The sequence below is a fragment of the Bifidobacterium pluvialisilvae genome (assembly GCF_019331695.1).
Classification (GTDB): domain Bacteria; phylum Actinomycetota; class Actinomycetes; order Actinomycetales; family Bifidobacteriaceae; genus Galliscardovia; species Galliscardovia pluvialisilvae.
Window position 1 is genome coordinate 65,023 of the sequence record NZ_JAHBBI010000005.1, and the last position, 25,454, is coordinate 90,476.

The 25,454-nt window shown below is 62.3% G+C and carries 19 protein-coding genes; 5 read left to right on the forward strand and 14 right to left on the reverse strand.

The window, feature by feature from the left end:
- Window positions 1-5 precede the first annotated feature (5 nt).
- The 5 genes from KIH77_RS05340 (at window position 6) to KIH77_RS05360 (ending at window position 5,249) form a co-directional block, all read left to right on the forward strand.
- Window positions 6-320: a hypothetical protein gene (locus KIH77_RS05340; protein WP_219100068.1), complete on the forward strand. Its 315-nt coding sequence runs from the start codon at window positions 6-8 to the stop codon at window positions 318-320.
- A complete protein-coding gene (locus KIH77_RS05345) occupies window positions 313-1,350 on the forward strand; it encodes a diacylglycerol/lipid kinase family protein (RefSeq protein WP_219100069.1) in 1,038 nt (345 codons plus the stop codon). The genes KIH77_RS05340 and KIH77_RS05345 overlap by 8 nt, the downstream gene beginning before the upstream one ends.
- A gap of 7 nt (window positions 1,351-1,357) precedes the next feature.
- Window positions 1,358-3,982, forward strand: a complete 2,625-nt coding sequence (locus tag KIH77_RS05350) for a DEAD/DEAH box helicase (protein ID WP_219100070.1) — start codon at window positions 1,358-1,360, stop codon at window positions 3,980-3,982.
- Between the two features lie 87 nt (window positions 3,983-4,069).
- Window positions 4,070-4,417: an RNA polymerase-binding protein RbpA gene (locus tag KIH77_RS05355; RefSeq protein ID WP_109136322.1), complete on the forward strand. Its 348-nt coding sequence runs from the start codon at window positions 4,070-4,072 to the stop codon at window positions 4,415-4,417.
- A 109-nt stretch (window positions 4,418-4,526) separates the two neighbouring features.
- Window positions 4,527-5,249, forward strand: a complete 723-nt coding sequence (locus KIH77_RS05360) for an HAD hydrolase-like protein (RefSeq protein ID WP_219100071.1) — start codon at window positions 4,527-4,529, stop codon at window positions 5,247-5,249.
- Window positions 5,250-5,560: 311 nt separating this feature from the next.
- On the opposite strand, the gene KIH77_RS05365 is transcribed toward KIH77_RS05360, so the two are convergent.
- The 14 genes from KIH77_RS05365 to KIH77_RS05430 all read right to left on the reverse strand — a co-directional run bounded on the left by KIH77_RS05365 (window position 5,561) and on the right by KIH77_RS05430 (window position 25,452).
- The gene (locus tag KIH77_RS05365) at window positions 5,561-6,343 is read right to left on the reverse strand and encodes a serine/threonine protein kinase (RefSeq protein WP_219100072.1); all 783 of its coding nucleotides are present in this window, start codon (window positions 6,341-6,343) and stop codon (window positions 5,561-5,563) included.
- Window positions 6,344-6,350: 7 nt separating this feature from the next.
- Entirely contained in the window at window positions 6,351-6,758 is a 408-nt protein-coding gene (locus KIH77_RS05370) for a zinc ribbon domain-containing protein (protein WP_219100073.1), read from the reverse strand.
- Window positions 6,759-6,845: 87 nt separating this feature from the next.
- The gene (locus tag KIH77_RS05375; protein ID WP_219100074.1) at window positions 6,846-10,325 is read right to left on the reverse strand and encodes an ATP-binding protein; all 3,480 of its coding nucleotides are present in this window, start codon (window positions 10,323-10,325) and stop codon (window positions 6,846-6,848) included.
- A complete protein-coding gene (locus tag KIH77_RS05380; protein WP_219100075.1) occupies window positions 10,322-11,047 on the reverse strand; it encodes a DUF4194 domain-containing protein in 726 nt (241 codons plus the stop codon). The genes KIH77_RS05375 and KIH77_RS05380 overlap by 4 nt, the downstream gene beginning before the upstream one ends.
- Before the next feature lies 1 nt (window position 11,048).
- Complete coding sequence (locus KIH77_RS05385; RefSeq protein WP_219100076.1) at window positions 11,049-12,563, reverse strand: DUF3375 family protein; 1,515 nt, start codon at window positions 12,561-12,563, stop codon at window positions 11,049-11,051.
- A 63-nt stretch (window positions 12,564-12,626) separates the two neighbouring features.
- A complete protein-coding gene (locus KIH77_RS05390) occupies window positions 12,627-15,734 on the reverse strand; it encodes a bifunctional [glutamine synthetase] adenylyltransferase/[glutamine synthetase]-adenylyl-L-tyrosine phosphorylase (RefSeq protein WP_219100077.1) in 3,108 nt (1,035 codons plus the stop codon).
- Window positions 15,735-15,771: 37 nt separating this feature from the next.
- Window positions 15,772-16,620, reverse strand: coding sequence for a methylenetetrahydrofolate reductase [NAD(P)H] (metF, locus tag KIH77_RS05395; protein ID WP_219100078.1), 849 nt, complete (start codon window positions 16,618-16,620; stop codon window positions 15,772-15,774).
- Between the two features lie 116 nt (window positions 16,621-16,736).
- On the reverse strand, window positions 16,737-19,037 hold the full coding sequence (gene metE / locus KIH77_RS05400; RefSeq protein ID WP_219100079.1) for a 5-methyltetrahydropteroyltriglutamate--homocysteine S-methyltransferase: 2,301 nt from the start codon (window positions 19,035-19,037) through the stop codon (window positions 16,737-16,739).
- Window positions 19,038-19,212: 175 nt separating this feature from the next.
- The gene (locus KIH77_RS05405) at window positions 19,213-19,770 is read right to left on the reverse strand and encodes a SixA phosphatase family protein (RefSeq protein ID WP_219100080.1); all 558 of its coding nucleotides are present in this window, start codon (window positions 19,768-19,770) and stop codon (window positions 19,213-19,215) included.
- A 48-nt stretch (window positions 19,771-19,818) separates the two neighbouring features.
- Window positions 19,819-20,883 carry a tRNA (adenine-N1)-methyltransferase gene (locus KIH77_RS05410; protein WP_219100081.1) on the reverse strand — a complete coding sequence of 355 codons (1,065 nt, stop codon included), beginning with the start codon at window positions 20,881-20,883 and terminating at the stop codon, window positions 19,819-19,821.
- Between the two features lie 101 nt (window positions 20,884-20,984).
- Window positions 20,985-21,833, reverse strand: a complete 849-nt coding sequence (locus KIH77_RS05415; RefSeq protein WP_219100082.1) for an ABC transporter ATP-binding protein — start codon at window positions 21,831-21,833, stop codon at window positions 20,985-20,987.
- Window positions 21,834-21,964: 131 nt separating this feature from the next.
- Window positions 21,965-23,203 carry a glycogen synthase gene (glgA, locus tag KIH77_RS05420; protein WP_219100083.1) on the reverse strand — a complete coding sequence of 413 codons (1,239 nt, stop codon included), beginning with the start codon at window positions 23,201-23,203 and terminating at the stop codon, window positions 21,965-21,967.
- A 104-nt stretch (window positions 23,204-23,307) separates the two neighbouring features.
- Window positions 23,308-23,757 (reverse strand): tripartite tricarboxylate transporter TctB family protein, encoded by a 450-nt coding sequence (locus KIH77_RS05425; RefSeq protein WP_219100084.1) that lies wholly within the window; start codon window positions 23,755-23,757, stop codon window positions 23,308-23,310.
- Window positions 23,758-23,922: 165 nt separating this feature from the next.
- A complete protein-coding gene (locus KIH77_RS05430) occupies window positions 23,923-25,452 on the reverse strand; it encodes a glutamate synthase subunit beta (RefSeq protein WP_219100085.1) in 1,530 nt (509 codons plus the stop codon).
- Between the last annotated feature and the right edge of the window lie 2 nt (window positions 25,453-25,454).

The following is a 25,454-nucleotide window of genomic DNA, read 5'->3' on the forward strand; positions in this document are numbered from 1 at the left end:
GTGCCATGCCGGTTTGGATTTGGGTGATTCTGGTGGTGTTCTTCATCACCATGACGGTCGCCGGACTGGTATACGCCATCAGGCATGCGCTGTCGGCATGGCATACCGTGGCCGAGACGGGCGGGCGCATCGGCGATCTGCTGTCACGTCTGGAATCCACGCAGACCGAACGGCAGGCGGAACGTCCGTCGTTCACCCAGCCGCTGAGCATGACGGCCGAACGATACGCCGATGCGCATGCGGAAGTCATCAGGAATCAGGAACGCAGGCGGGATCGTCATGTCCTCGTCTGGAAACGGTGGAAATCCTTCAATGACTGATTCGAACACGCCGACTCCGACCGGAACCATCGCCGTCGTCACCAACCCGGCTTCGGATAACGGCCGGGGACGATTGGCGGGCAGGAAAGCCATCGGCTATCTGACCGAACGATGCTCGCGAACCGGGTTCACCGTCATCGACGTCACCGGCGCGACACGGCGGGAGTCGCTGGAGAACGCCCGCCGTCATCTTTCCCATGCCGATGCACTGGTGGTGGTTGGGGGAGACGGCATGGTCTCGCTCGGTGTCAACGCCGTCGCCGACTGTGACATCCCATTGGGCATCGTGGCCTGCGGTTCCGGCAATGACTTCGCCAGAGGCCTCGGACTGCCCGTCGGTCATGTCGAAACCAGCATCGAGGCCATACTCGCGGCATTAAGCTACCAATCCAGCATCAACCTCGACTTGGGGCATGCGGAATCCCCCGACGACGATGGCACGCGCGTCAACACGTTCTTCGCCGGCATGCTCAACTGCTCCATCGACGCCGCTATCAACAACCGGGCGAATCATTCCAGGCTTCCGTTCGGCGGTCTGCGCTATCTGGAGGCGGGAATCAGGGAGGCGCTGCACGTCAAGGACTACGGGTTCCACATCGACGTCACCTATGATGACGGAGACATGGACGACTACGACCTCACGACCCCATTGCTGGCCGTCGCCAACGCCAGATTCATCGGCAGCGGCATCGAGGCCTCACCGGATTCCGACCTCGGCGACGGCATGCTCGAGATGCTCTGGGCGAAATGGAGACCTTCCGCACCACAGGCGCTGCGTGTACTGGCCCAGGCCTACCGGGGCACGCATCTTTCCAACCCACTGATCGGATACCGACGTATCACCGCCGTGACCATCTCCGGTGGTGGCCGGGGGGAGGAGCCTCCGCTGCTGATGGCGGATGGCGAGATTGTAGGCAGGGTGCCGGTGCGCGTGGACGTCCACCACAAGGCGTTGAAGCTGCTGGTTCCGCCCTCCGTGCTGCGGCAGTGGCATGACGCGTCGAACGTAGGCACAAGAGGGGAGCAGTGAGCACATCATGGCACGAAGACATCATCGGCAGCAGCGAGACGACCGTCGGAACGACGGGGTCGTTCGCGACGAGGAACAACTGAGCCCCGCCGCACGGTACCAGGCGTTCCGCGATCGTCGTCGGCGATCGGCCAGTGTGGCGCAACGGTTCGCCGACACATTGGAGTTCCCGCTCGACGACTTCCAGCGTGAGGCCATAGACGCACTGGAGTCCGGCGACAACGTCATCGTCGCGGCGCCGACCGGCGCCGGCAAGACCGTGGTCGCCGATTTCGCCGTGTATCTCGCCCAGGACCGCAACGTCAAGGCGTTCTACACAACGCCCATCAAGGCGTTGAGCAATCAGAAGTACCATGACCTCGTCGACCTGTATGGTGCCGACAAGGTCGGACTGCTTACGGGGGACACCTCGATCAACTCCGAGGCGGACATCGTCGTCATGACCACGGAAGTGCTGCGCAACATGTTGTACGAGCATTCCATGACGTTGACCGCGCTGCGGTACGTGGTCCTCGACGAGGTCCATTATCTGGCCGACCGGTTCCGAGGACCGGTATGGGAGGAGGTCATCATCCATCTTTCCCGTCAGGTACGCATCGTCGGTCTCTCCGCCACGGTGTCCAACGTGGAGGATTTCTCGGCGTGGATAGAGTCAGCGAGGGGCCATACCTCGCTGGTGGTGTCCGAACGACGTCCTGTGCCGTTGCGGCAGCACATCATGGTGCAGGCGGACGAACACCACGAACCGGAAATCTACGACCTGTACCGTTCGGAGAACAGCACACAGCTCAATCCCGATCTGGTCGCGCGCATCAGCGACCTCGACCGGCGTGCGGAACGTCGGTCGGGCTCCCGCGATGAACGGTCCGGCCGACGCCGTGGCGGGAAAGGCAAAGCTCGGCACCATGTTCAGCGATATACGCCCAAGCGATGGGCGGTTGTGGACGAACTCAACTACTACGATCTGCTGCCGGGAATCTACTTCATCTTCTCCCGTACCGGATGCGACATGGCCGTGCAGCAATGCATCAACGCCGGGCTGGAGCTCACCACCGTCGAGGAGGCGCAGCGCATCCGCCGCATCGTCGATGAGATGGTCGAAGGCCAGCTGACGAAGGATGAGATGAAGACGCTGCACTTCTCCCAGTTCCGCTTCGCGCTGGAGGAGGGATTCGCCCCGCATCATGCCGGCATGATCGCGTTGTTCCGTCAGATCGTGGAACGGCTCTTCACCGAAAGCCTGGTCAAGATGGTGTTCGCCACCGAGACGCTTGCGCTCGGCATCAACATGCCGGCCCGTTGCGTGGTCGTGGAGAAGCTTGAGAAGTTCGACGGCACGGGGCACGTGCCGTTGACGCCGGGGGAGTTCACCCAGCTCACCGGCCGCGCCGGCAGACGCGGCATCGACACCATCGGACACGCGGTGGTGGTCGACCACCGCGATTTCCAGCTGCAGACCGCGGCGTCCCTGTCGTCCAAACGCGTCTACCCGCTGCATTCCAGCTTCCGTCCCACGTTCAACATGGCGGTGAACCTGTTGAACTCCAGCGACTACCGCACCGCCCGCGTGACGCTCGACCATTCGTTCGCCCAATGGGAGGCCAACGAGTCGGCGGAGACGTTGGAATCACAGATCACAACACTCGACAACGCGTTGAACGGTTATGAGAAGGCGTTCCAGTGCGATCAGGGTGATTTCAAGGAGTTCCTGACCATCCGGATGCAGCTGACCGAATTGGAACGCGGCGCGCGCCGTGAGCTCAAGCACCGCGGCTTCCATTCCGACGCGGAACGCCGGCAGGCCTTCCGCCAGCTTGACGAGCGCATCGCCGAACTGCGTCGGATGGACCGGGAGCATCCCTGCCGGTCATGCGCCGACCTGGCCCAGCACATGAAGTGGGGCCATCGGTGGATGCGTGAATCCAAGGAGCTGGAACGGGTGCGTCACCGCTATGACTCCCGTACCGGCTCGGTCGCCCGCCGGTTCGACACCATCTGTACGATTCTCGAGGAGCTCGGGTATCTGCAGGCCGTACGGGTCGAGGGGGAGCATCATGACGTCGCACATGACGAAATCGGAGCGCGGCCGGACGACTACACGCTCACGCGGCGCGGGCAGCTGCTTCGGCGCCTGTATAGCGAACAGGACCTCGTGCTTGCGCAGTGCCTGGCCGCCGGACTGTTCGACGGCCTCAAGCCCGAGGAGCTCGCGGCGTTGCTCAGCGCGTTCGTCTACGAGTCGCGCCGCGGCTCGGCGGGGGAGCCCCGGCGGTATCCCGGCGGTCCCAACGGGCGTCTGGCGGCCGCATCGCAGGAGATCCGCCGCGTATGGTCGTCCATCAACGCCACCTGCGAGGACATGGGACTCGATGCATTGAATCAGCTGGACTTCGGCATGGTCGACATCGCCTACGAGTGGGCCAGGGGCGAGGTCCTGTCCAAGGTCCTCGACGGCAGCGACCTGACCGGAGGCGATTTCGTCAGGGCCTGCAAGCGACTTGCCGACATCCTCGGCCAGGTAGCGCAGGTCGGTCCGTATCTTCCATCGGACGGCGTCGACACCGCCGAGACCGCGCGGGCCGCCGCATCGATGATCAACCGCGGCATCGTGGCGTATTCCGGTGTCGACTGACGGGGAATCCCGGCCGGACGGAATAATCGCAAGGTCGTTACTGTTTTGTAGCGTGGATAAGGTTATTGAATACGAGGAGGAACACTCATGGCTGAACGCTCGCTGCGTGGTATGAGCATCGGGGCAAAGTCGCTGGAATCGGACGACAACGTCGATTTCGCGGCCCGTAATGATGTGGCGTATATCTGCCCGAAAGGCCACAGGACCATCCTTCCTCTCGCGGAGGGGGCCGAGATTCCCGAGGAATGGGAATGCCGTTGCGGTCAGACTGCCCATCGCGAGGGTTCCAACGACGAGGGTTCCAACGAGATCGCCAAGCCCACGCGCACCCATTGGGACATGCTGCTGGAGCGCCGCACCGAGGATGAGCTCAAGGAGCTGCTCGACAAGCGGCTGAAGATGCACCGTGAGGGCTGGATTCCCGACTACGAGTAAGACATATGGAAATGCCCGGTCATCGATACGTGAACCGGGCATTGCTTTGCCCGCACTGGAACGACCGACAAGAACAACGACACACAGACAAACAACAGGGGAGAGGCGCATGATCGACCATCCGAAGAATGTCGTACTGCTCGATTTGGACGGTACGCTGACCCAGTCCCATCCAGGCATCTTCGCTTCGGTGGCCAAGGCGTTCGAGGCGCTGGGAAGGCCCGTCCCCGACGATGAGGAACTGCACCGCTTCGTCGGACCGTCCATCATGGATTCGTTCCGACGCAACGGCATCCATGACGGTCCTGAAATGGACAAGGCCGTGCGCGTGTATCGACACTATTACTCCGACGTCGCGGCGTTCGACGACCCCAACAACCCCGGAAGCAAGGTTCCCGGACGCCTGTTCAACTCGGTGTTTCCCGGCATTCCCGAGCAGATGGCGAAGCTTCGCGCTGCCGGATACTATCTTGCCGTGGCAACCTGCAAGCCCGAGCCGCAGGCGATTGCCGTCTGCGACCATTTCCACATCACCGGAATGGTCGACGGCGTGTTCGGCGCCAGCATGGACACCTCGCGGCTGAACAAGGACCAGGTCATCCGATACTGCTTCGACCATATCGGATACGACGAGTCCGCCGGCGACAACGCCGTCATGGTCGGCGACCGCTGGACCGATGTGGACGGCGCCGCCAAGACCGGCATCGGATCAATCGGATGCCGCTGGGGATACGCCGAACCGAACGAACTCGAGGAACACGGCGCGACGATGATCATCGACACCGTGGACCAGCTCGCCAAAGCGGTCGACGAGTACTTCAATAGACGATGACGCGTTGTGAAGCATGATTCGATAAGTCGGCTCGCATGGGGATGGACGGCATCCGTGCGAGCCGACTTGTTTATCCATGACAGACATCGCATATGTGTATACGCGTGTATACGTATACATTGGCCATATCAAAGTACCGATAATGTACGTTATGTCAGATTTATATATCCATGCGAACCGAATCCTGTTGCATTCGTTTCGTCATTGACTCCCGTATCGTCTCATATCGCGGCCCTGTTCGCTGCCATCGTCATATCGTACAAAACCTCGCTTATGCTCTGTCTTGGAAAACGCAAAGACGATGTCCCGTCTTACCGGGTTTCGTCGGAAACCCGCCAAGGGGCGAACGCCGATTGGAAGTCTGCCGCGGCGGACGATGTATCTTCATATGTCGGGTCCAGGCCCATCATTCGACGCATGCAATGACGTTGGTCATCGGTAAGAGGAAGATCGTCATACCAAGGCGCCTCTCCCCCGCAATATTCGAATTCCGGGCATGAATACATAAGATAGAGCATTACATTCGCAAAGCAGGCATAGTCAAGATCGTACTGGCCGGCATCGCGTGCGCGGGCATCGCCCTGCGCATAGCGCGCCAACCCAAAGTCGACGAGCGATACATGGGCACCGTCGTCAAGGACATTCGCCACACTGACATCGCCGTGGATCACCCCGCGTCCATGGAGATAGACGAGGATGTCAAGCAATTGCGTCCCTATGCGCCGGATATCCGCTTTGGGAAACGCATGGCCGTCGTCGAAAAGACGCTGGCGCAACGATTTTCCCGCTTTGTATTCAAGGACGAAGTAATATCCGCTCTTATCGTTGATCACACCCAGCAGTTCCGGTATCGCACGATGATGCAATCCGGAAAGGATGACGGCCTCGAAGTGGTTCCGACCCGCATTGCGCTTCCATATACGATGACGGAATCGTTTCAGCACCACACGATTGCCGGTGGCGTCAGTGGCGGTGAAGCACACGCCATACCGTCCCCCGCCGATACGGGAGCCGATGACGTAACGGCCTACATGTCTGCCGGAACCGACAAAGAATCCGGCATGCGTCAACAAAGCCGGTAATTCGAATGGCATCGAACCGTCAACGAGCCACCGGCGTACCGCACTCCATGCAGAACTTGGCACCGGGATTCAACGGCCTGCCGCAGTTCGGGCAGAACATGGCGTTCGATTCCATCCTGGCACCGCAGTTGAGACAGAACTTGGCACCCGTCGGCACCACGGAACCGCATTTCGTGCAGGTCGCTCCCCCGGCGACGTGCGACTGCCGTGGCGGGACCTGCTGGGGATGGGACTGTTGTGGATAATGCTGCTGCGGGTACTGCTGGGTGGGATATCCCTGCTGTGCGTATGCGGCGTATCCCCTGTCCGAGCTGGAGAAGCTGCCGAACATGCCGAACAGTCCCTTCCTCTTCTTATAGTATTTCCGTCCCTGATGACGGTTCGGATAGCGTCTGCCGCTGCTTGAGCGGGAGAAGAAACCACTCATGAGGCCCCCTTTTTTTTTGAGACAGAGTCGGGCATCATACGACCGCGCCGCTCTGCGATATCTTTTGTATTGTAGAGCGGAATTCGGTCAGGATGTCGCATCCGACTCGTTTCCCGGAGCGGACTGGTCCAGCGACGCCTCCTGCAGATACGATTTGCTGTCGGCCGGGTTTTTGAAGGCCACGTAGGCCTTGCTGGCGATTTCCAGAATCTCGGCGGTCTTGCTTTCCGGAGCGGAGACGATGACCTGGAATCCCAGACGTGGCAGCACCGAAAGCGCCCTTTGCGTGTATCGACCGTCCGCCTTGATCAGCGCCTCGTCAAGGAACAACGTCGTATAGGTCGGACGGCCGGTCACGTCGCCGCCAAGCAGATAGATCAGCGCCGCGCCATAGACGAATGAGGTGAGCTCCTGCAGGGCGCCGCCGGACTTGCCGCCCGTCGAGGTGATGCGCTCATCCGGTCCCTCCGCATGATGGACGGTCGCATAGAACGACGACCGGCACCGGGGGTCGAGATTCCTGGCGCCATAGTCCCTGATGCCGTTGGCGTCGTGGACCAGATCCAACTCGTGCCGCAGCATCGTGATCATTCCCGAACAGGACGAGAACGTCTTGCGGGCTGCCGATGCGTATGCGGCGGAATCGACCTGTGAGGTCTGCGACCGCTCCTTCCATTCGTCCAACAGGCCGATGACCCGCTTGAGCCTGGCGGTGAACGAACGTTCCGGCCGACGGACATCCGCCCCGATGGAAAGGCTGCCGAGCCTCGGGCCGAACTTCTGGCCATCAAGCATGGCGTTGATGCGATCGAGCTGGTCTCCGATGTCATTGGCGTCGGTGTCGATGGCCCGATTGATCTGCGTGAAGTCCATCAGCAGCTTGTCGAGACTGTTCGCGTATTCCTCCCCCGTGGCCGCTGACGCGGTCAGACGTTCAAGATCGGACAGCTCGTCACGATAATACCGGTAGTCCTCCACGCGTGCGGCCAGAGCATCGTCGTCGTGCGCGTACAGGTCGAGGTATGCGGACATACGGGTCTCCGTATCGGCCTTCCGGGAGGACATAACCTCGGTGAGCGACGACACCGTTCGGGAAACGGACTCCCTCATCTTCTCCTGTACCCGTTGTTCGAACGTTTCGCCTGCAAGGGCGTCGGCGCCGACCCCGACGATGATACGGGAACGGTCGTCATGGTTCACTATGCCGGCGAAATTGCTCTCATAGGCGGAGTCCAGCATTGCGGATACGGAATGGGCGAGGCCTTCGTCGGGGTCGGCGTCCGAGCCGGATTGTGCGGCCCCGTGCCCGCTGCGGCCATCGAGCCACTGCCGTGCGGCATCGATGAACCGGCGTTGCCCGTCGTATTGGGTCTTTGCCTGATAGAGACGCTGATTGGACTGGTCGAGTTCGGCTTCCAATGCGGCTTTCGTTTCGGCAAGGTCGGTGAACTGGGGGTCGGTGTCGTGCTCGTCGAGCTGCTTCGTCAGCGTGTCGATGCGCCGCTCCAGTCCGTCCGTATCGATGCTCTCCCAGGATGTGTAGGACAGCAGCATGGCAAGGTCATGCTCTTCGCGCAGACGGTCGATGCGCCGCTTCGCCGAGTCGAGATCCTCGTCCTTTTGCCGGAGTTCCCCCTGGATGTCATCCACCGTTCCACGGAGCTGGTCCAGATAGGCCGCATTGGTGAATCCGATTATGGGATGCAGTCCCTTGGTTCCATGGTAGCCGCGGTTTGCGGACTTCAGCTGGCCGTCCACCTGCACCTGCCGTTCGTTGTCCATGTCGTCGATGGAGTCGACGCAACGGGCATCGAATCGTTCGGAGCAGGTCTGATTCTTCAGCCAGTCGACGAACGGGGAATCCTCACGATAACGAAGCTTCCCCGATATCCAGCCGTCCGTGCCTTCGGCGTCATATATCCGATTCGTGTCGATGAAACGCCAGGTGCGGCGCATCATCCTCGAGGGGTCTATGGTGCTGACCTTCTCGGCAAAGCCCCGTTCATGACGTCGGTCGATGAGGATCGTCTGCGCGAGCGGGGCGTATACGACGTTCATGGCTGTACGCCATTGCTCGCAATCCTCCTTCACGTCCATGAGCTCGGCCACGTATGGCAGTTCACTGACGTCCAATCCGGTGGCATGGGCGATCAGGGCCCTTGCGTCGTCCATGGACTGGGTGATGCGCGTATCGTGGGTGTGCTGACGTTGGAGATCGCGTTGCGACTGGCGTAGCGTCTGCGCTACGCCGGCGCGTTCGCCGATGAGCTCGGCCCGCTTCCGTTCGCATTCGGCAAGCGTCCGCGCGTATGTCTGTTCAAAGGCGGCGGACTGTTCCTGACGATGCTGCCAGGCGTCAGCGGAGACGGGAAACGACTCGTCGAGGTCATGGAACCGGGGCTCCATGCGATTGCGCAGCTCGCGCGCCTCGGCCAGCGCGCGTCCGGCCTGTTCCCGTTCGGATTCCAGACGGGCCCTGTCGCCGTCGTCCAGCCCACGGAGTCGTGTGTCGGCTTCCGCCAGACGTTTCCGCAGGTCGTTCGTCCGTCGTTGGAGATCGCGCACTTCCTCCTGCCGGCTTCCGGCCTTGCGCTCCTCGTCCGGGAGCCGGGAGAGCACCTCCTTCGTCATACGGCGGGAGGTCCATGCGTGGAGGGCGCGTCGTCCATCGTCCGTTTCGGGGTCGACGGGCTCCAGGGCCCGGACGTCGCGCAACGCCTTGACGTAGGAGTCGTAGGCCTGACGGACCTCGCGTAGTCTGGCGATGCGTTTGGCCTTTTCCTCCATGCTGCGGAAGTTCTCGTCGTATCGGTCGTAGTCGTCCACGGTGTTGCGGGCCAGCTCGAGCGCCTCCGGCACGCCGAGCACGCCCTGTTTGAAGATGTCGTCGAGCCGTGAGGGAGCATCCGCCGATTGGATCTTGTACAGCAGCCGGCAGGCCGCCTCGCTCAGGCCGAGAATGTGCCATATGTGGGCGTGGAACGCTTCGGCGTTCGAGAACTGGAGGCATCCTTCATAGGTGGCCTTCAGTGCGGTCGGCGTGAACGGCGCGTCACGGAACGCATCCATGGGACGGGGGTCGATCTTCCTGTCCCACACGACATACTGCCGTCTCACGTCACCCCTGCCGTCGCCGGGCGCGAGATAGAGGAACTTCGCGCAGGACAGTGTCTCTCCCCCGGTTCGGTTCTCGTAGGTGTCGACGATCGCGCCCCATACCGGCTGCGGGGTCCCTTCCCCGTCACGGCCTCGCAGATAGATCGGCACGTCCCCTGTGCCGTCATTGCCGATGCCCAACATGCCGCGAAGGTACGTATAGTCATTGCGTTCGGAGCGGCCCGTGTTCGACGCCTTGTTGTATGGGGTCCCCGTGGGATACAGCAGTGAGATCTGCGCGTCCACCAGCGTGGATTTTCCGGACTCGCTGGCGCCGGCGAGCAGGGTCACCGGCAGTCCGTCGTCGGTAGACGGCAGGAATTCATGGAATCCGTCGTATGATCCCCAATTGACGAGCTGACGGCTCGTCATCATCCAACGGTCGGCGATGATCGCCATCGTGTCCTTCATCTCGTCTCACCATCCCCGTCTGCGGATTCGCTTTCCACGATGTCGCCGGTATCCACGGCATCGTCTTCCGACATAACGTCGTTATTCATATCTGTTTCACTGTCATATGGGTTTGCCTCGGCGTCCTCGACACTGGCGCCCAGCCATGATTCGGCGAGTTCGCGGTCCAGAACGACCGGCACCAGCGGAGTGACGGCATACATGTTGTCGTCGTTCTCGTCCTTGGTGAGATACCCGTACGTCGTCAGCGCGGAGACGGTGGCTGATATCTTTCTCAGCACGCCCTCCTCGTCATTGCGTCCGGCCAGGTATCCCGCACCGGTGGTCAGCGCGTTGCGGATCTCCTCGAAACTGACGACCCACTCCCCCGCCGGCACACGCGTGTTCTCGTATTCAAGCACGCGTATACGCAGGTAGGCGAGCGTCGCGGCCTCCTCACGCGTCAGGCTGGCACGGGTCTTGAGCGCTCTCATCGATATGTCCGATTCACTGACCGGTGTGGCATACATGATGCGATAATGCCGGTTCTCCACCAGTTCGAGCATGTCGTTGTTCAGCGAGCGTACAACGGCCTCCCTGTTGTCGAGCACCAGATCGTATAGGTTGCCGGTGATGTATCGGTCGCGTTTCAGCGCGATGGCCGCCACCCGCGCATCGGCCGCCATGTCCCCGGTGTCGCCTTCGAACAGCGCGTAGGGGTTTGTAGCGTCATTCTGCGTCATATCATTCCTCTTTCACAATCGTATCCAGTTCGGCCATGGGCACCATCAGGGGGCGGGTGCGCCATTGCCGTGTCGTGCCGTCCAGCGATACGCAATACCAGACCACCTGATCGTCGCCGTCGGTTCTCAACGCGCCGAGGAATCCGATCAGCTCGCTCTCCCGGCGCTCCTCACGAGGCAGACGATTGAAACTCGCGGCAATATCCACGTACTCCCCGCGCATCACCGGCCTGTTTCTGATGAGTCCGGCCATACGCCGCAGCCTCGGTCCTCCCACCTCGATCATGGCCTTGAGGTCCGGCGGCGGCAGGGCGCCGGAACGATCGACGGAATCCTGAAGTTCCGGCGGTGCGACCGTGGTCATTGGTCTTGCGGGACGCAAAGGCAACCGCCCCAGTCGGACGGTGGCCACATCGGTGTCGTATGGCCGGGTTTCGTCATCGTCATCGGCCCGCGCCTCGGCATTGAGCTTGGCGAACAGTCGGTTCAATGTACCGAGCATCGTCCTATACCGTGTATCGGTCTGCTGCCGCACCAGTCGGCTTACGGCCTCATCCGACAGTCGCATCTGACGTCTGACGTCCTCGATGCCCTTGTAGATGAGGTCGAGTTCGGATCTGATCTGGTTGAGCAGAACGGCGGAATCGCCGGCGAAGTACGGTGTTTTCGCGATATCGCGTATGGCGTCGTCGATCTGACGGCGGCCTTCCTCGGTGACGATGACCTGGAACGCGTCTGCGAATCGCCGTCCACCGTCGGATTCCCGGAACGATCTGCGGTAGTCGTCATGGTACATGGAGAGAATCTCTTCGACCGACAAGGACCCCGATTGCATACGGCGGCGGAGCACATCGCCGTTATCCCGTTCCGTAAGGGCCAACTCCTTGAGATCTACGGGAACGCCGCGCAGCGTGTTGTGCAGTACCCCGATGACGTCCTCCACCTGGTCTTCGTCCAGCACCGCGTCGTCCTGCCCCCGCTCGATCCTCGCAATCTCCTGACGCCGCTCCTCGATCTCATGATTGAGCAGTTCGACGCGTTTCTTTGGATCCGCCGTCAACCGCATACGGGCGTGCTCGACCTCCATGATGATGCTGTTGGCCTGCGCCCCCGACAACGTCTGCGTATCGTCCTCCAGACGTGACAATGCGTCGATGGCGCGGTGCGCGCGTGCGGTGAGGCGGTAGAGGAACCGATGGGAGACCACATCGAGGGAATTCGCCAGCCAGGCGTAATCCCCATCGCCTTCGCGTCCGAGCTCGACGAGCACCTGGTGTGCGGCATCGGACAGGGACTGGCCATCCTTCAGGGTGTATTCGCCGATTTCTATGAGACCGGACAATCCCTGGGCGAGCCGGTCCTCAAGAACCTCCCGCGGCATCTCACTGGTCAATGGGTCGAATGCGGCGCGAAGCAACGCCATATAGACCATCGAATGCTGGCGAAGAAGCAGCCGCAGCACACCGGTTTCATAGACCGGTCTGAGCCGTTCCATCTCCTGACGGACGTCGCCCACGATTCATTCCTCTTTCTACCTGTTCCGTATGCCCGATGCGTTCTTAATGTCGCCGTTTTCGTCTTATGCGACGTCATCCTTGCCATAGAACAGGCGTTCGGTGACGAGACGGCACTTGCGCATGACTCCCAGCAGTTCGTTCTCGAACGCCTGGCCGCGATGGGCCGGCTCCTTCAGCACGGCGGCAATGCCACCCAGGGAATACGTGTCGTCCGGCAGGACGTCGGCACGATTGGCCCGTCCGGACCACAGATAGTTGGCGTTGCGGGCGTTCGTGGCCATGGTCCAGGACTGGCGCAGGATCGAGGCGTCGTCGGGCTGAATCTCCCCGAGCCTCTCCAATATGTCGAGCGCGGGCAGCGTGGACACGCATTGGAGTTCGGGATGGTCGTGTGCCTTCTGCAGCTGCAACAGCTGTACGGTCCATTCGACGTCGGAAAGGCCGCCCTTGCCGAGCTTGAGATGACGTTCACGCCGTACGCCACGTGGCAGACGCTCCGCCTCCACGCGCGCCTTGAGCTTGCGAATGTCCATGATCTCCGCCTCGGAGAGCGGCTGATCCGGATATCGCAGCGGATTGGCGATCAACGTGAGAAAATCATTGGCAAGTTGTTCGTCACCGGCGGCATATCGTGCACGCAGCAGCGCCTGATGCTCCCACGTGCTGGCCCACGACGAGTAGTATTCACGGCAGGATTCGTATGAGCGGACCAGAGGGCCGTTCTTGCCTTCAGGCCGCAGGTCGAGGTCGAGTTCGATCTTGCCCTCCATCGACACCGGTCCCATGAGAATGCGACGCAAATCGTCGACGACCGCCTTCGCGAATGCGAACGCCTGCTGATCCTCCACGCTGCCGTTCGGACGATAGATGATGATGACGTCGGCATCGGAACTGAAGTTCACTTCGCGGCCGCCATAGCGGCCCATGCCGATGACGGCGATTGTGACCGGTGGCCGTTCCACGTCCCGTTCATGGCATTGATGCGTCAACGACCAGTTGAGTGCGCTGTCCAATATGGCATCGTACACGGTGGTCATGGCGTCGAGGCAGGCACCGTCCTCGATGACTCCGCTCATCCATCCAAGACCGATGCGTTCGATCTCATGACGGCGCAGTGACCTGAGCAATGTGGCGAAGTCGTTGATTCGTTCGGAGAATCGCATCAATGCGGCATGGCATTGGATATCGAGACTCTTTCGCGACCGTGGCTGCATCTCCTCGTCATGTCCCAGCCATGTGACCGATTCCATGGATTTGTTCATGGCGTCGCCGAGATACCGGGAATTGGAGAGGATGTGGCATAGTCTCTGACCCGCCGACGAGGAGTCGCGCAGGAATCCCAGATAGTCGCTTCCCTGGCCGAAGTTCTCTTCGAGTTTGCGCCATGCCAGCAACCCCATATCGGGGTTCTGCCCGTCGCCGAGCCACTGCAGGACCGCGGGCAGGATGATGCGGTTGATCTTGGCCGAGCGGCTGATGCCCTCGGTGAGCGCCTGCACGTGCCGCATCGCGTTGTCCGGATCGCCGAACCCGATGGACGCGAACCGTTCCTTGGTCGCCTCCGGGCTCAGGCTGATCTCCCCCTCGCCCAGGGTGGCGATGTTCGGCAGCATCGGGCGGAAGTAGATGTCAAGATGCAGCTGACGCACCTCACGGCGGGTGGCGTCGAACCGTTCGATGAGCTCCTCGGGATGCATGTGCAGCGCGCGGGAGAGACGACGCAGCTCGGCGCTGTTGTTGACGGTGTCCTTGTCAAGCTGGCGCTGGGTCTCGATGCCTCCCTCGTTGCCCTTGCCGAGGTCGGGGAACAGGTGGGTTCGTTTTAGCGCCCACATCTGCTGGCGATGTTCGAGTACCCTTTCGAAACCATAGTCGGCGGACAGCTTCACCGCCTGCTTGCGCGAGACGTAGCCGCCGGCGGCCAATGCCTGCAGGGAATCCAGCGTGGAGGCGGTGCGCAGTGACTCATCGGTGCGCCCATGGACCAGCTGCAGCATCTGCACGGTGAATTCCACATCCCGCAGACCGCCGCGGCCGAGCTTGATCTCCCGGTCCTTCTGCGGTTTGGGGATGAGGTCCTCCACACGTTTGCGCATCTGCTGGCAGTCGTATACGAAGTTCTCGCGCTTGGACGCGCTCCACACCAGAGGCCGTGTGCGCTCATAGTATTCGCGACCGAGTTGCGGGTCGCCCGCCACGGGTCGTGCCTTGAGCAAGGCCTGGAACTCCCAGTTTTCGGCCCACTTGTCGTAGTAGCCCAGATGGGAGTCGAGCGTGCGGACCAGAGGGCCGTCCTTGCCCTCCGGGCGCAGCCCGCCATCGATCTGCCACAGCATCGGTTCGGCGACGCCCATGACCACCGACTGGCAGAACTTTTGCAGGGTCACGCCCAGTTTCGTCCCGATGCGGATAAGCCGTTCGTGGCCGAGTCCATCGTCCGCCGGCTCCACGACGTAGATCAGATCGACGTCGGAGACGTAGTTGAGTTCACGTGCGCCGAGCTTGCCCATGCCGATGATGGCGAACCGGCATCGTTCGCTTTCTGGGACCTCGTGCCGAGCAATGGCCAGTGCCCCTTCGAGGGCTGCATCGGCCAGATCGGAAAGATTGCGGCTGATACCCGGTTGCATGGTCAACGGGTCGTCGGCGGTGACGTCCCTGGCCATGATCGCGGCCAGCTGTTCCCGGTAGCAGCGGCGCAACGCGGTGACGGATTCGGCCATGGGACCGTCGCTGACCGGGTTGTCGGCCGCGGGGTCGGCCCCGATGCGCTGCAACACCGCCGCACGCCGCTGCTCCCGGTTCCACAGGTGGGACTCGTAGCCATCCCCGGTCACGGCCCGGACCAGTGCCGGTCGGGAAAGCATGAGACGGCCGATTTCATCGGAGGCGCCGAGTACGGCGACCAGACGGGACAACCCGTCAAGCCCGGAGAACAGGGACTCCAATGGATGCCCCTGTTCGTGGGCCTTCCCCGCCAATTCCGCTATATGCCGCAGGGCGGTATCGGGATCGTTGCTTTTGGACAATGCTTCGAGCAGTTCGGAACGGTAGTATCCTGTGACCCCGAGCGAGGAAAGGGAGCCGAAGAGTTCCTGGGCCTTGTCGAGATTGGCCATGCCGGCGCGAATGAGTTCACGCAGCGTTACGCGTGAGGTTGCCTTGTCCATTCTCTCCATTGTACAGGCCCATGGCGGTCGAGCGGCGTCAATCCTCCCGGAACAGCGGCTGTACGTTGCGCCAGATTCGTCTGGTGGTGCCGGGATGGTTCATCGTGTAGAGGTGCACGCCATCCACGCCCTGTGCCACAAGGTCGTTGATCTGCTGCGAGGCGTAGATGATGCCCGCCCGGCGCAACGATTCGCGGTCGTCGCCCCATTTCTCCAGCATGGCATTCAGCTGCTTGGGAATGACGGTGGCGTTCCTGACGGCCATGTTGCGTACGGATTTCGCACTGGTCACCGGCATGATGCCGGCTTCGATGGGCACGGTAATCCCCGCGGCACGCGCCTTGTCGACGAACCGGAGGAAGTCCTCGTTGTCATAGAACAGCTGGGAGATGAGGTTCGTGGCGCCGGCGTCCACCTTGATCTTCAGATTGCGGATGTCCTCGTCCAGAGAGGGGCATTCGATGTGGCCTTCCGGATAACAGGCGCCGAATATCTTGAGATTGGGGCGACGGTCACGAATATAGGAGACCAGATCGCTGGCGTGTTCGAACACGCCGACTTCCTCCTGTCCCTCGATGACGTCGCCTCGCAGGGCGAGCACGCCGAATACGCCAGCTGCATCGAACATGTCGAGGGCCTGATCGACCACATCCTGATTCGAATACAGGGCGGTGAGGTGGGCGACCGTGGGGATGCCGTATTCGGATCGGATGGTGTTGGCGATGCGGGCGGTCGCCGTGCGATCCGAATGAGTGCCATGGCCGTAGGTCACGGAGATGAAGTCGGGGTCGACGCCTTCGAGACCGTCGAGGGTGTCGTAGATGGTTCCCACCGGGGCGTTGCGTTTCGGCGGGAACACCTCAAGGGAAAATTGCGGGGAATGCATGGGATGCTTCTTCCTGTTCTGATCGTCTCGACGGAGGGGACGAACGGCCGTAATGAGGATGGGGGCGAAACCTCAGTGGGATTCGCCCCCATCATGCGCCATGTGATGAGTCGTCGCTACTTGGCGAGTTCGGCGCGGACCTTCTTGGTGGCTGCGACCATGTGTTCGAGGCTCGGCCAGGTCTCGGCGTTGCCACGGGTCTTCAGACCGCAGTCGGGGTTGATCCAGACCTTGTTCACGTCCATCTTCTTGAGGATCTCGTGGATGCGGTCGACGATCTCCTCCTCGGATGGGATGCGCGGGCTGTGGATGTCATAGACGCCGGGGCCCGCCTCGGTCTCGAAGTTGGCGTCGTGGATGGCGTCGAGCACCACGAGGTCGCCTCGGGACGCCTCGAAGGAGATGACGTCGGCGTCCATGGCGTCGATGTCGCGGATGATGTCGTTGAACTCCGAATAGCACATGTGGGTGTGGATCTGCGTGCCCGGTTTGACGGCGGAATGCACCAGACGGAACGCGGGCACGGCCCAGTCGAGGTACTTCACATGCCAGTCGGAGCGACGGACGGGGAGCTTTTCGCGCAGCGCGGCCTCGTCGATCTGAATGACCTTGATGCCGGCCGCCTCGAGGTCGAGCACCTCGTCGCGGATGGCGAGGGCGAGCTGGGTGGTCTGCTCCTCGTGCGTGATGTCCTCACGCGGCCAGGACCAGTTGAGGATGGTCACCGGGCCGGTGAGCATGCCCTTGACCACGTGATCGGTCTTGGACTGCGCGTAGGAGCTCCATTCCACGGTGATGGGGTTGGCGCGGGAGACGTCGCCCCACACGATCGGAGGCTTGACGCAGCGGGTGCCGTAGGACTGCACCCAGGCGTTCTTGGTGAACAGGAAGCCGTTGAGGTTCTGGCCGAAGTACTCGACCATGTCGTTGCGCTCGAACTCGCCGTGGACGAGCACGTCAAGGCCGATCTCCTCCTGCTTCCTCAGCACGTCGTCAATCTGTTCGGCGATGAACTTGTCGTATTCGGCCTTGCTGATCTCGCCCTTGCGGAACTTGGCACGGGTGGAACGGACCTCGCGGGTCTGCGGGAAGGACCCGATGGTCGTGGTCGGCAGCTCGGGGAGTCCGAGCTCCTGCTTCTGGATGGCCTGGCGCTCGGCGCGCGCGGGCTGGCGCACGTACTCGTCGTCGGTGAGCTTGGCGACACGGTCTCGCACGGCGGCGTCGGGGGTCACGCGGGTGCCGTCGAACAGCTCCTGGTTGGCGGCGAGCTTGGCGTCTGCGGCGCGTGCGGCGTCATCGAGATCAGCGAGCTCGGCCACCTCCTTGAGCTCATCGAGCTTCTCGACGGCGAAGGCGAAGTGCTTGAGCACGGCCGCGTCGAGCTTGTCCTCTCCGGCGGTGCTGAACGGCACGTGCAGCAGGGAGTCGGCGGTGGAGACGGCCACGTGCGCGGCCTTGGTCTTCACAGCGTCGAGCAGGCCGAGGCTCACGGCGTAGTTGTTGCGCCAGATGTTGCGACCGTTGATCACGCCGGCGAAGATGGTGACGTTCTCCGGGACGCCGTGTTCCTCGATGGCGGCGAGGTTCTCGTCCTTGCCTTCGAGAAGGTCGAGGCCGATCCCGTCGAAGCCGAGGCCGATGGCGGTCTTGTAGGTGTCGGCGATATGGCCGAAATAGGTCTGCAGCAGCACCTTGACATCGCCCTTGGCGGCGAGGATCGTGCGGTACAGCGTGGAGAAGAGGTCGAGGTCGCCGTCCTCCTTGTCGAGGACCAGATACGGCTCATCGAACTGCACCCACTGGGCGCCGAGCTCGTTGAAGCGTTTCAGCAGATCGGCATACGCCTTGGCCGCGTCGGCGACGAGCTGGTCGGTCAGCTCGAGGTCGGCGCCCTCGGCGCCGCGCGCGAGCTTAAGGAAAGTGTAGGGGCCGATGACGACGGGCTTGGTGACGATGCCGAGCTCCTTGGCCTCGTTGAACTCGTCGAAGGGCTTGGTGCCGGTCAGGGCGAGCTTGGTGTCCGCCGTGATTTCGGGAACCAGGTAATGGTAGTTGGTGGTGAACCACTTCTTCATCGGCTGGGCGGTCACATCGCCCTTGTCGCCCTGGTATCCGCGGGCGATGGCGAACAGCGTGTCCTCGTCGTCGAGGCCGAGGTCCTTGTACCGCTGCGGGACGGCGCCGAGCAGGATGGCGGTGTCGAGCATCTGATCGTAGTAGCTGAAGTCGTTGCTCGGGATCAGGTCGATGCCGGCGTCCTTCTGCAGCTTCCAGTGCTTGGCGCGCAGGTCGGCGGAGGTCCGCTTGACCTCGTCGATGCCGTTCTTGCCCTTCCAGTAGCCTTCGATGACCTTCTTCAGCTCACGGTTGCCGCCGATGCGCGGGAATCCGATGACAGAGGTGAGTTCACTCATACATGCTCCATTTTTCGCGTGTCAAAACCGCAAAAAGACTAGCAAATTTCATCGGGAAACGTGGTATATACCAAGGTTGCATGTCGCTATAAGCATCGTTTATTACTGGAATTTCAACGTTTCACGACATATCCACATTGCGAACTGGCAGCGGCGGAATCACATGCGGCACTCATCACACGCAATCCTTGGGACCGAGCACAGCCACCAGATTGCCGTCCCGGATTCCCCACTTATCGAACGGCTTGTCGCTTCCCATGATAACGACCGATGCGGGGGACATGCCCAGACCGAGGATATTGAGCATGGCCTGGTCGGATTTCGGCGAGGCGAGCCATTGGCTCGCCATGGATACGGTCGGATCATGCCCGATGATCATCAGACGGCGGGTCCTCGACTTGACATGGGACATCTCGTCGAGAAAGGCCTGCATGCCGCCGGAGTACAGACTCTGCCGATATTCGACCGTGGGCCTGTCCCCAAAGTACTTGAGCATGCGCTCCAGCGTCTGCCGCGTGCGCACCGCGCCGGAGCAGCGAATCTGGTCGGGCACGAGACCGACCGCAGCCAGGCCCTTGCCGACCTTCTTGGCCTGCTTGACCCCCTTTTCGGAGAGCTCGCGGTCCACATCCCCGCCGGACGATCCCGACTCCGCCTTGGCATGGCGCATGATGATGAGCTGGTATTCGTATGCGTTCGCCTTCTTGGCGACCTTGCTCAGGTTGACCCCCATTGTCCGGCCTTTCCGACAGGCAGCTGCAATGCCCGTCGAGATACATTTCTACCGTGTGCCGGGGATATTCTCCACCTGGGCGTCGAGGTCCTTGAGCACCTTGCGAAGCTTGCGGTCGGAGATGTCCCGCAATTCGAGCTCCTCAAGCCGTGACTGCTGCTCCTGCGGCGACATGTCGTCGATGTCGGTGTAGGTGTCCTTCGTGCCGCGCTGGCGTTTGTGCAGCGCCTCCACGCCGGGGGCCATGGCACGTGCGGTGACGAGGAATCCGGTGTGCCCGATCATCTCATGGTTCGGTCGCACCGCAAGTCCCTGCGCCTTCCATCCACGCTCCAAGGTCTCCCCTATCTCCGGTTCGGTCCAGCAGCCCGCGTTACGGAACGTTTCGACAAGGCGGCTCATCTGCGTGGTGGTGGTGACGTAGCAGGTGATGACGCCACCGGGCGCAATCACGCGGGCGGCCTGCTCAAGACGGTTCCAGGGGTCAAGCATATCCAGGAAGATGCGGTCGTAGACGTGGGCCTCCAACGTGGCGGCCACGGAGTCGAAATCGCCGGTCAGGAGGTTCCACCATGCGGGGCGCCCGCCGAAATACACGGTGGCGTTCGCCTCGCAGACACGGGCGAACTCGGGACGCATCTCGATGGTGGTCAGGGAGCCCTCCTCGCCCACGGCGTCGAGCAGATGCAGGCTCATGGCGCCGCTGCCGCCGCCGGACTCGAGCACGTTCATGCCGCGACGGATGTCGCACGTCTCGATCACCTGGGCGATGTCCTTGGGATACATGATCTGCGCCCCGCGCGGCATGGACAGGATGAAGTCCATGAGACGCGGCCGCAGCACCGTGTACTGCCATCCCCCGATCCTGCGCGTGTTCTTCCAGGGTTTGCGGGGGTTGTTCCGGTATGCCTCGGCCGCGCTGCCCACCGATCCTTCACTGGTCGCGGTGGTGACCACCATGCCTTCGGGGCCGCCGATGATTGCATCGTGACTGATCACGCCACGCTCGGTCTGGGTCTCCTCCCCCTCGACGAGCTGAATGGTGATCTTCTTGCCCTTGCGATCGGTGAGCTGCACCTTTTCGCCTGGCTGCAGCGGTCCGCGACGTACCATGGATGCTCCTCAGTGCTGTGTGTTCGGTGTCCGTAACGACCCGTTCGGGTCCGACGGTCAGTATACCGGCCGCCGTATGAGGGGGCCAAACGGGAACGGGATCAGACGGAGAAGGCCTGCCATCGGCCGTGCTCATGCCGCACGTCCAGCGGCAGACCAAAGATTCGCGATACACGCTGTGCGGTGAGCCCGTGTTCCAGGTCTCCGGTGTAGATGATGGTGCCGGGTTCGGGGTCCCCTCCCCGCACTCTGGTGGCATGCGCGGTCTTCTCGTCGCCGGAGAGCCTCCCCATGACGGCGATATGGTCGAACCCTTCGGGAATCTCCTCGAGCCGATGCGTCACCAGCACGACCGCCCGATCGGAATCTTCGGCACCGAGGTCGCCAAGGGCTCTGACCACGAGCTCACGGCCGCCGAGGTCGAGCCCGGTGGTCGGCTCGTCGAGTATGGCGAGCTCGGGGTCGGCCATGAGCGCCCTGCAGATGAGCACGCGCGTACGCTCGCCCTCCGAAAGCTTCCACATCTGCTTGCCTTCGAGATATTCCACGCCGAATCGGCGCAGCAGACCGCGGGCCTTGTCCGTCTCCTCCGGGGTGTAGGTGTCGCGCCATCGCCCGGTGGTGGCGGTGAGTGCCGTGACCACCACGTCGAGCGGGTCCTCGTCGGGTGGGAACGCCCGGGAGAGTTCGGCGGAGGACAGACCGATTCTGTTGCGGTATGAGAACACGTTCACCTTGCCCAGACGGTTGCCGAGAATGTCGACGGTCCCCTCGCTCGGATGCAGGCGCGTGGCCATCATGGCGATGAGCGTGGACTTGCCGATGCCGTTCGGCCCGAACAGGATCCATCGCTCTCCACGTCGGACGGTCAGGTTGACGTCGGTGAGGATCACCCTGCCCTGTCGGCGGAATTCCACGTCGGTGAACTGCAGCGCGATGTCGTCGGTCATGGGAACTGCTCCCCTTTCCTGTTATGGCCGCCGAGTGATTCACGGCCGGTGTCAGAGTGGGTCTCGGTCAAAAAATACTGCCATCCCATGGGGTCGCCCACCATGGGATGGCAGATCACGGATAGGACGGGTCAGCCGCGGAGGATGGAGTTGTAGACCTTGATGGTCTCGTCGGCGATGGTCTCCCAGCTGAACACGTCGCGGGCGCGCGCATATCCGGCCTCGCCCATCTTCTTGGCGAGTTCGGGGTCGCGCATGACCTTGTTGATGGCGTCGGCCATGTCATGCACGAACTTGTCCGGGTTGGTCGGGGTGCCCGTACCGTCGTGTAGCTGGTCGATGGGCACGAGATAGCCGGTCTCGCCGTCGACCACGACCTCGGGGATGCCGCCCGTGGCGCTGGCCACGACGGGCAGGCCACAGGCCATGGCCTCGAGGTTCACGATGCCGAGCGGCTCATAGATGCTCGGGCATATGAAAGCGTCGCAACCGTGCTCCAGCGCGCTCAGTTCGTTCTTCGGCAGCATCTCCTCAATCCAGATGATGTTGCCGCGCTTCTCGTCGAGCTCGGCGAAGGCGTTCTTCACTTCGGCGGCGATCTCCGGGGTGTCCGGCGCACCGGCGCACAGCACGACCTGCACGTCCTTGTCGACGAAGTGCAGGGCCTGCAGCAGATACGGCAGACCCTTCTGGCGGGTGATGCGGCCGACGAACAGCAGGGTGGGCTTGCTGCGGTCGATGTTGTAGCGATCGAACACGCCCCAGCCCGGATCGTCGTCGGCCGGAGTGGCGAACTCGCTCATGGTGATGCCGTTGTAGACCACATGCACCTTGTCGGGGTCCACGTTCGGATAGGCGGCGAGAATGTCCTTCTTCATGCCGCCGGAGACGGCGATGATGCCGTCGGCATGCTCGTAGGCGTCTCGCTCGGCCCAGGAGCTGAGGTTGTAGCCGCCGCCGAGCTGCTCGCGCTTCCAGGGGCGGAACGGCTCGAGGCTGTGCGCTGTGATGACCAGCGGAATCTCATGGAGCTGCTGGGCGAGGCGGCCTGCCAGGCATGCATACCATGTATGCGCATGGACGAGATCGGCGTCGACGTCGTTGGCGATCTGCAGGTCCACGCCGAAGGTCTTCAATGCGGGGTTGGCGTCGGCCAGCTCCGACGGGGTGTCGTAGCCGACCACGGTGAGACTGCCCTTCGGGTCGGCCCCGGGGATCGCAGGGACCTCATCGGCCTTGCGCGGACCGTCGAACGCGCGGACGGTCACGTCGATACGCTCCGCCAGAACCTTGGAAAGCTCTTCCGCATGGACTCCGGCTCCGCCGTAGATGTGCGGGGGGTACTCGCGGGTGAGGATATCGACTTTCATAGGCGTCTCCTTCGTTGCTCTGAATGCGAACAATCACCAGTATAAAAAAGAACCGCCGATATCGGCGGTTCTCATGGTCTTACCGTGTCGTAGCGCGATGGCGATCACACCGCGGTGCCGTATTCGTCGACATTGGGATTATCCCTGGGGTCCCCGGAGACGAAGAAGAGGCTCAGCACGCCCACCGCGAATACCGCGGAGACGACGATGACCGACCACGTCGGCATGTTCGGAATCCACATGACCACGAAGAACGCCATGGCGGAAAGCACGATAAGCAGCCAGCAGAAGAAGCGGATCCACCCGCGTGCGGTATGGGGAAGACTGAGCTTGCGGGGCTGCCGCACCGATGACGTCGCCTGAACGGGCAGGTCGGTCTTCGCGGAGGGCTTCCACTCCCCCGGTTGTCCGTCCTGAAGACGAATCGAGCGCTCCTGCAATGAATATTCGTCGACCATTCCCTGACGGGACTTGGCCTGATAACGCACCGGCTGCTTCGCGGCGCCTTTGCGGCTTCGTTTGGCATTGGCACGGCGTTCGGCACGATTGGGCATATGATCACTCCTGTTGTGATGGGATTACGCTGCGCACCACTCTACCCCATATTGTTCATGGGAGGTGAAGAATCCGTCTTCTCCCGATGGGTCCGATGAACGAGTTTGTGGTGCCCGCGAACCGACGGGCACCACAAACGGTATCCGATGAGGTATGACGGACGGTCAGCGGGGCAACGCCATCGGACGCTGGGAGGCGACGATGGGCGCGGGCAGCTCCGTGGCACCGGTGAGGTACTTGTCCACGGCTGCCGCGCAGCTTCGGCCTTCGGAGATGGCCCAGACGACGAGGGACTGCCCACGGCCCGCATCACCACAGGCGAAGACACCGTCCTGGCTGGTGGCGAAGGCGTCGTCACGCGCCACGTTGCCGCGGCGGTCGAGGTCGACGGGCAGCTGATCGACGAGCGTATCGGTCTCCGGGTGGAGGAATCCGACGGAGATGAGCACCAGGTCGGCGGGGATGATGCGCTCGGTGCCGGGCTGCCGGGTGAACGGACCGTTCTCGCCGGGGGCGACCTTCACAATCTTCAGGCCGGTGACATGGCCCTTCTCATCGGAGACGAAGCCTTCGGTCTGCACGCCGTCGATCTCGTGGATGTTCTCGGGCAGCGTGGTGCCTTCGAACTCCACCGAATCGGTGTTGTAGATGTAGGTGCCGCCCTCCTCCATCGAGGAGGTCTTCTGGTACAGGCGGGCGAAGGTAGGCCACGGCTGGTTGGCGGGACGCTCGGTCGGCTCCTGGGACATGATCTGCAGCACGGTGACGGACTTGGCGCCCTGACGGATGGACGTGCCGAGGCAGTCGGAACCGGTGTCGCCGCCGCCGATGACCACGACGTGCTTGTCCTTGGCGGTGATGTCGTTGATCGGCTTCTTGCCCCAGACGCGGCGGGTGGCGTCGGGAAGGAAGTCCATGGCGAAGTGGATGCCGTCGAGCTCACGGCCGGGCAGCTTCATGTCGCGAGGCACGGTGGAGCCGATGGCCACGACGACGGCATCGTAGCGGGAACGCAGCTCGTCCCACGAGATGTCCTTGCCGATCTCCACGTTGGTGTGGAACACGGTGCCTTCGGCCTCCATCTGCTCCACACGACGGTCAAGCAACGACTTGTCGAGCTTGAAGTTCGGGATGCCATAACGCATGAGACCGCCGATGGCATCGTGACGCTCGTAGACGACCACGGTGTGGCCGGCGCGCGTGAGCTGCTGGGCGCAGGCGAGACCGGAGGGTCCGGAACCGACGACGGCCACGGTCTGGTCGGTCAGTCGCTGCGGGGGCTGCGGCTTGACGTAGTCGAGGTTCCATGCCTGGTCGATGATGGTCTGCTCATCGAGCTTGATCATCGTCGGCGGCTGATGGATGCCGAGCACGCAGGCGGCCTCGCACAGGGCGGGGCAGATACGGCCGGTGACCTCGGGGAAGTTGTTGGTCATCGACAGCTTGTTGTAGGCGTCCTCCCACTGGCCCTGGCGGACCAGGTCATTGAACTCCGGGATGACATTGCCCAACGGGCAGCCGGTCATACAGAACGGCGTGCCGCAGTCCATGCACCGTGCGGCCTGCTCCTGCGTCCACGGCTGCAGACCGGACTCGGCGTGGACGTCAAGCCAATCCTTGATGCGCTCCTCGACCGGACGTTCGGCGAGTTCGCGGCGGGAACGGACCTTCAGAAAACCTCTAGGATCGCCCATGT

Coding starts and splice junctions, on each gene's coding strand:
- KIH77_RS05340 (WP_219100068.1), top strand. CDS start 6: ATGCCGGTTTGGATTTGGGTGATTCTGGTGGTGTTCTTCATCACCATG.
- KIH77_RS05345 (WP_219100069.1), top strand. CDS start 313: ATGACTGATTCGAACACGCCGACTCCGACCGGAACCATCGCCGTCGTC.
- KIH77_RS05350 (WP_219100070.1), top strand. CDS start 1,358: ATGGCACGAAGACATCATCGGCAGCAGCGAGACGACCGTCGGAACGAC.
- KIH77_RS05355 (WP_109136322.1), top strand. CDS start 4,070: ATGGCTGAACGCTCGCTGCGTGGTATGAGCATCGGGGCAAAGTCGCTG.
- KIH77_RS05360 (WP_219100071.1), top strand. CDS start 4,527: ATGATCGACCATCCGAAGAATGTCGTACTGCTCGATTTGGACGGTACG.
- KIH77_RS05365 (WP_219100072.1), bottom strand. CDS start 6,343: ATGCCATTCGAATTACCGGCTTTGTTGACGCATGCCGGATTCTTTGTC.
- KIH77_RS05370 (WP_219100073.1), bottom strand. CDS start 6,758: ATGAGTGGTTTCTTCTCCCGCTCAAGCAGCGGCAGACGCTATCCGAAC.
- KIH77_RS05375 (WP_219100074.1), bottom strand. CDS start 10,325: ATGAAGGACACGATGGCGATCATCGCCGACCGTTGGATGATGACGAGC.
- KIH77_RS05380 (WP_219100075.1), bottom strand. CDS start 11,047: ATGACGCAGAATGACGCTACAAACCCCTACGCGCTGTTCGAAGGCGAC.
- KIH77_RS05390 (WP_219100077.1), bottom strand. CDS start 15,734: ATGGACAAGGCAACCTCACGCGTAACGCTGCGTGAACTCATTCGCGCC.
- metF (WP_219100078.1), bottom strand. CDS start 16,620: ATGCATTCCCCGCAATTTTCCCTTGAGGTGTTCCCGCCGAAACGCAAC.
- metE (WP_219100079.1), bottom strand. CDS start 19,037: ATGAGTGAACTCACCTCTGTCATCGGATTCCCGCGCATCGGCGGCAAC.
- KIH77_RS05405 (WP_219100080.1), bottom strand. CDS start 19,770: ATGGGGGTCAACCTGAGCAAGGTCGCCAAGAAGGCGAACGCATACGAA.
- KIH77_RS05410 (WP_219100081.1), bottom strand. CDS start 20,883: ATGGTACGTCGCGGACCGCTGCAGCCAGGCGAAAAGGTGCAGCTCACC.
- KIH77_RS05415 (WP_219100082.1), bottom strand. CDS start 21,833: ATGACCGACGACATCGCGCTGCAGTTCACCGACGTGGAATTCCGCCGA.
- glgA (WP_219100083.1), bottom strand. CDS start 23,203: ATGAAAGTCGATATCCTCACCCGCGAGTACCCCCCGCACATCTACGGC.
- KIH77_RS05425 (WP_219100084.1), bottom strand. CDS start 23,757: ATGCCCAATCGTGCCGAACGCCGTGCCAATGCCAAACGAAGCCGCAAA.
- KIH77_RS05430 (WP_219100085.1), bottom strand. CDS start 25,452: ATGGGCGATCCTAGAGGTTTTCTGAAGGTCCGTTCCCGCCGCGAACTC.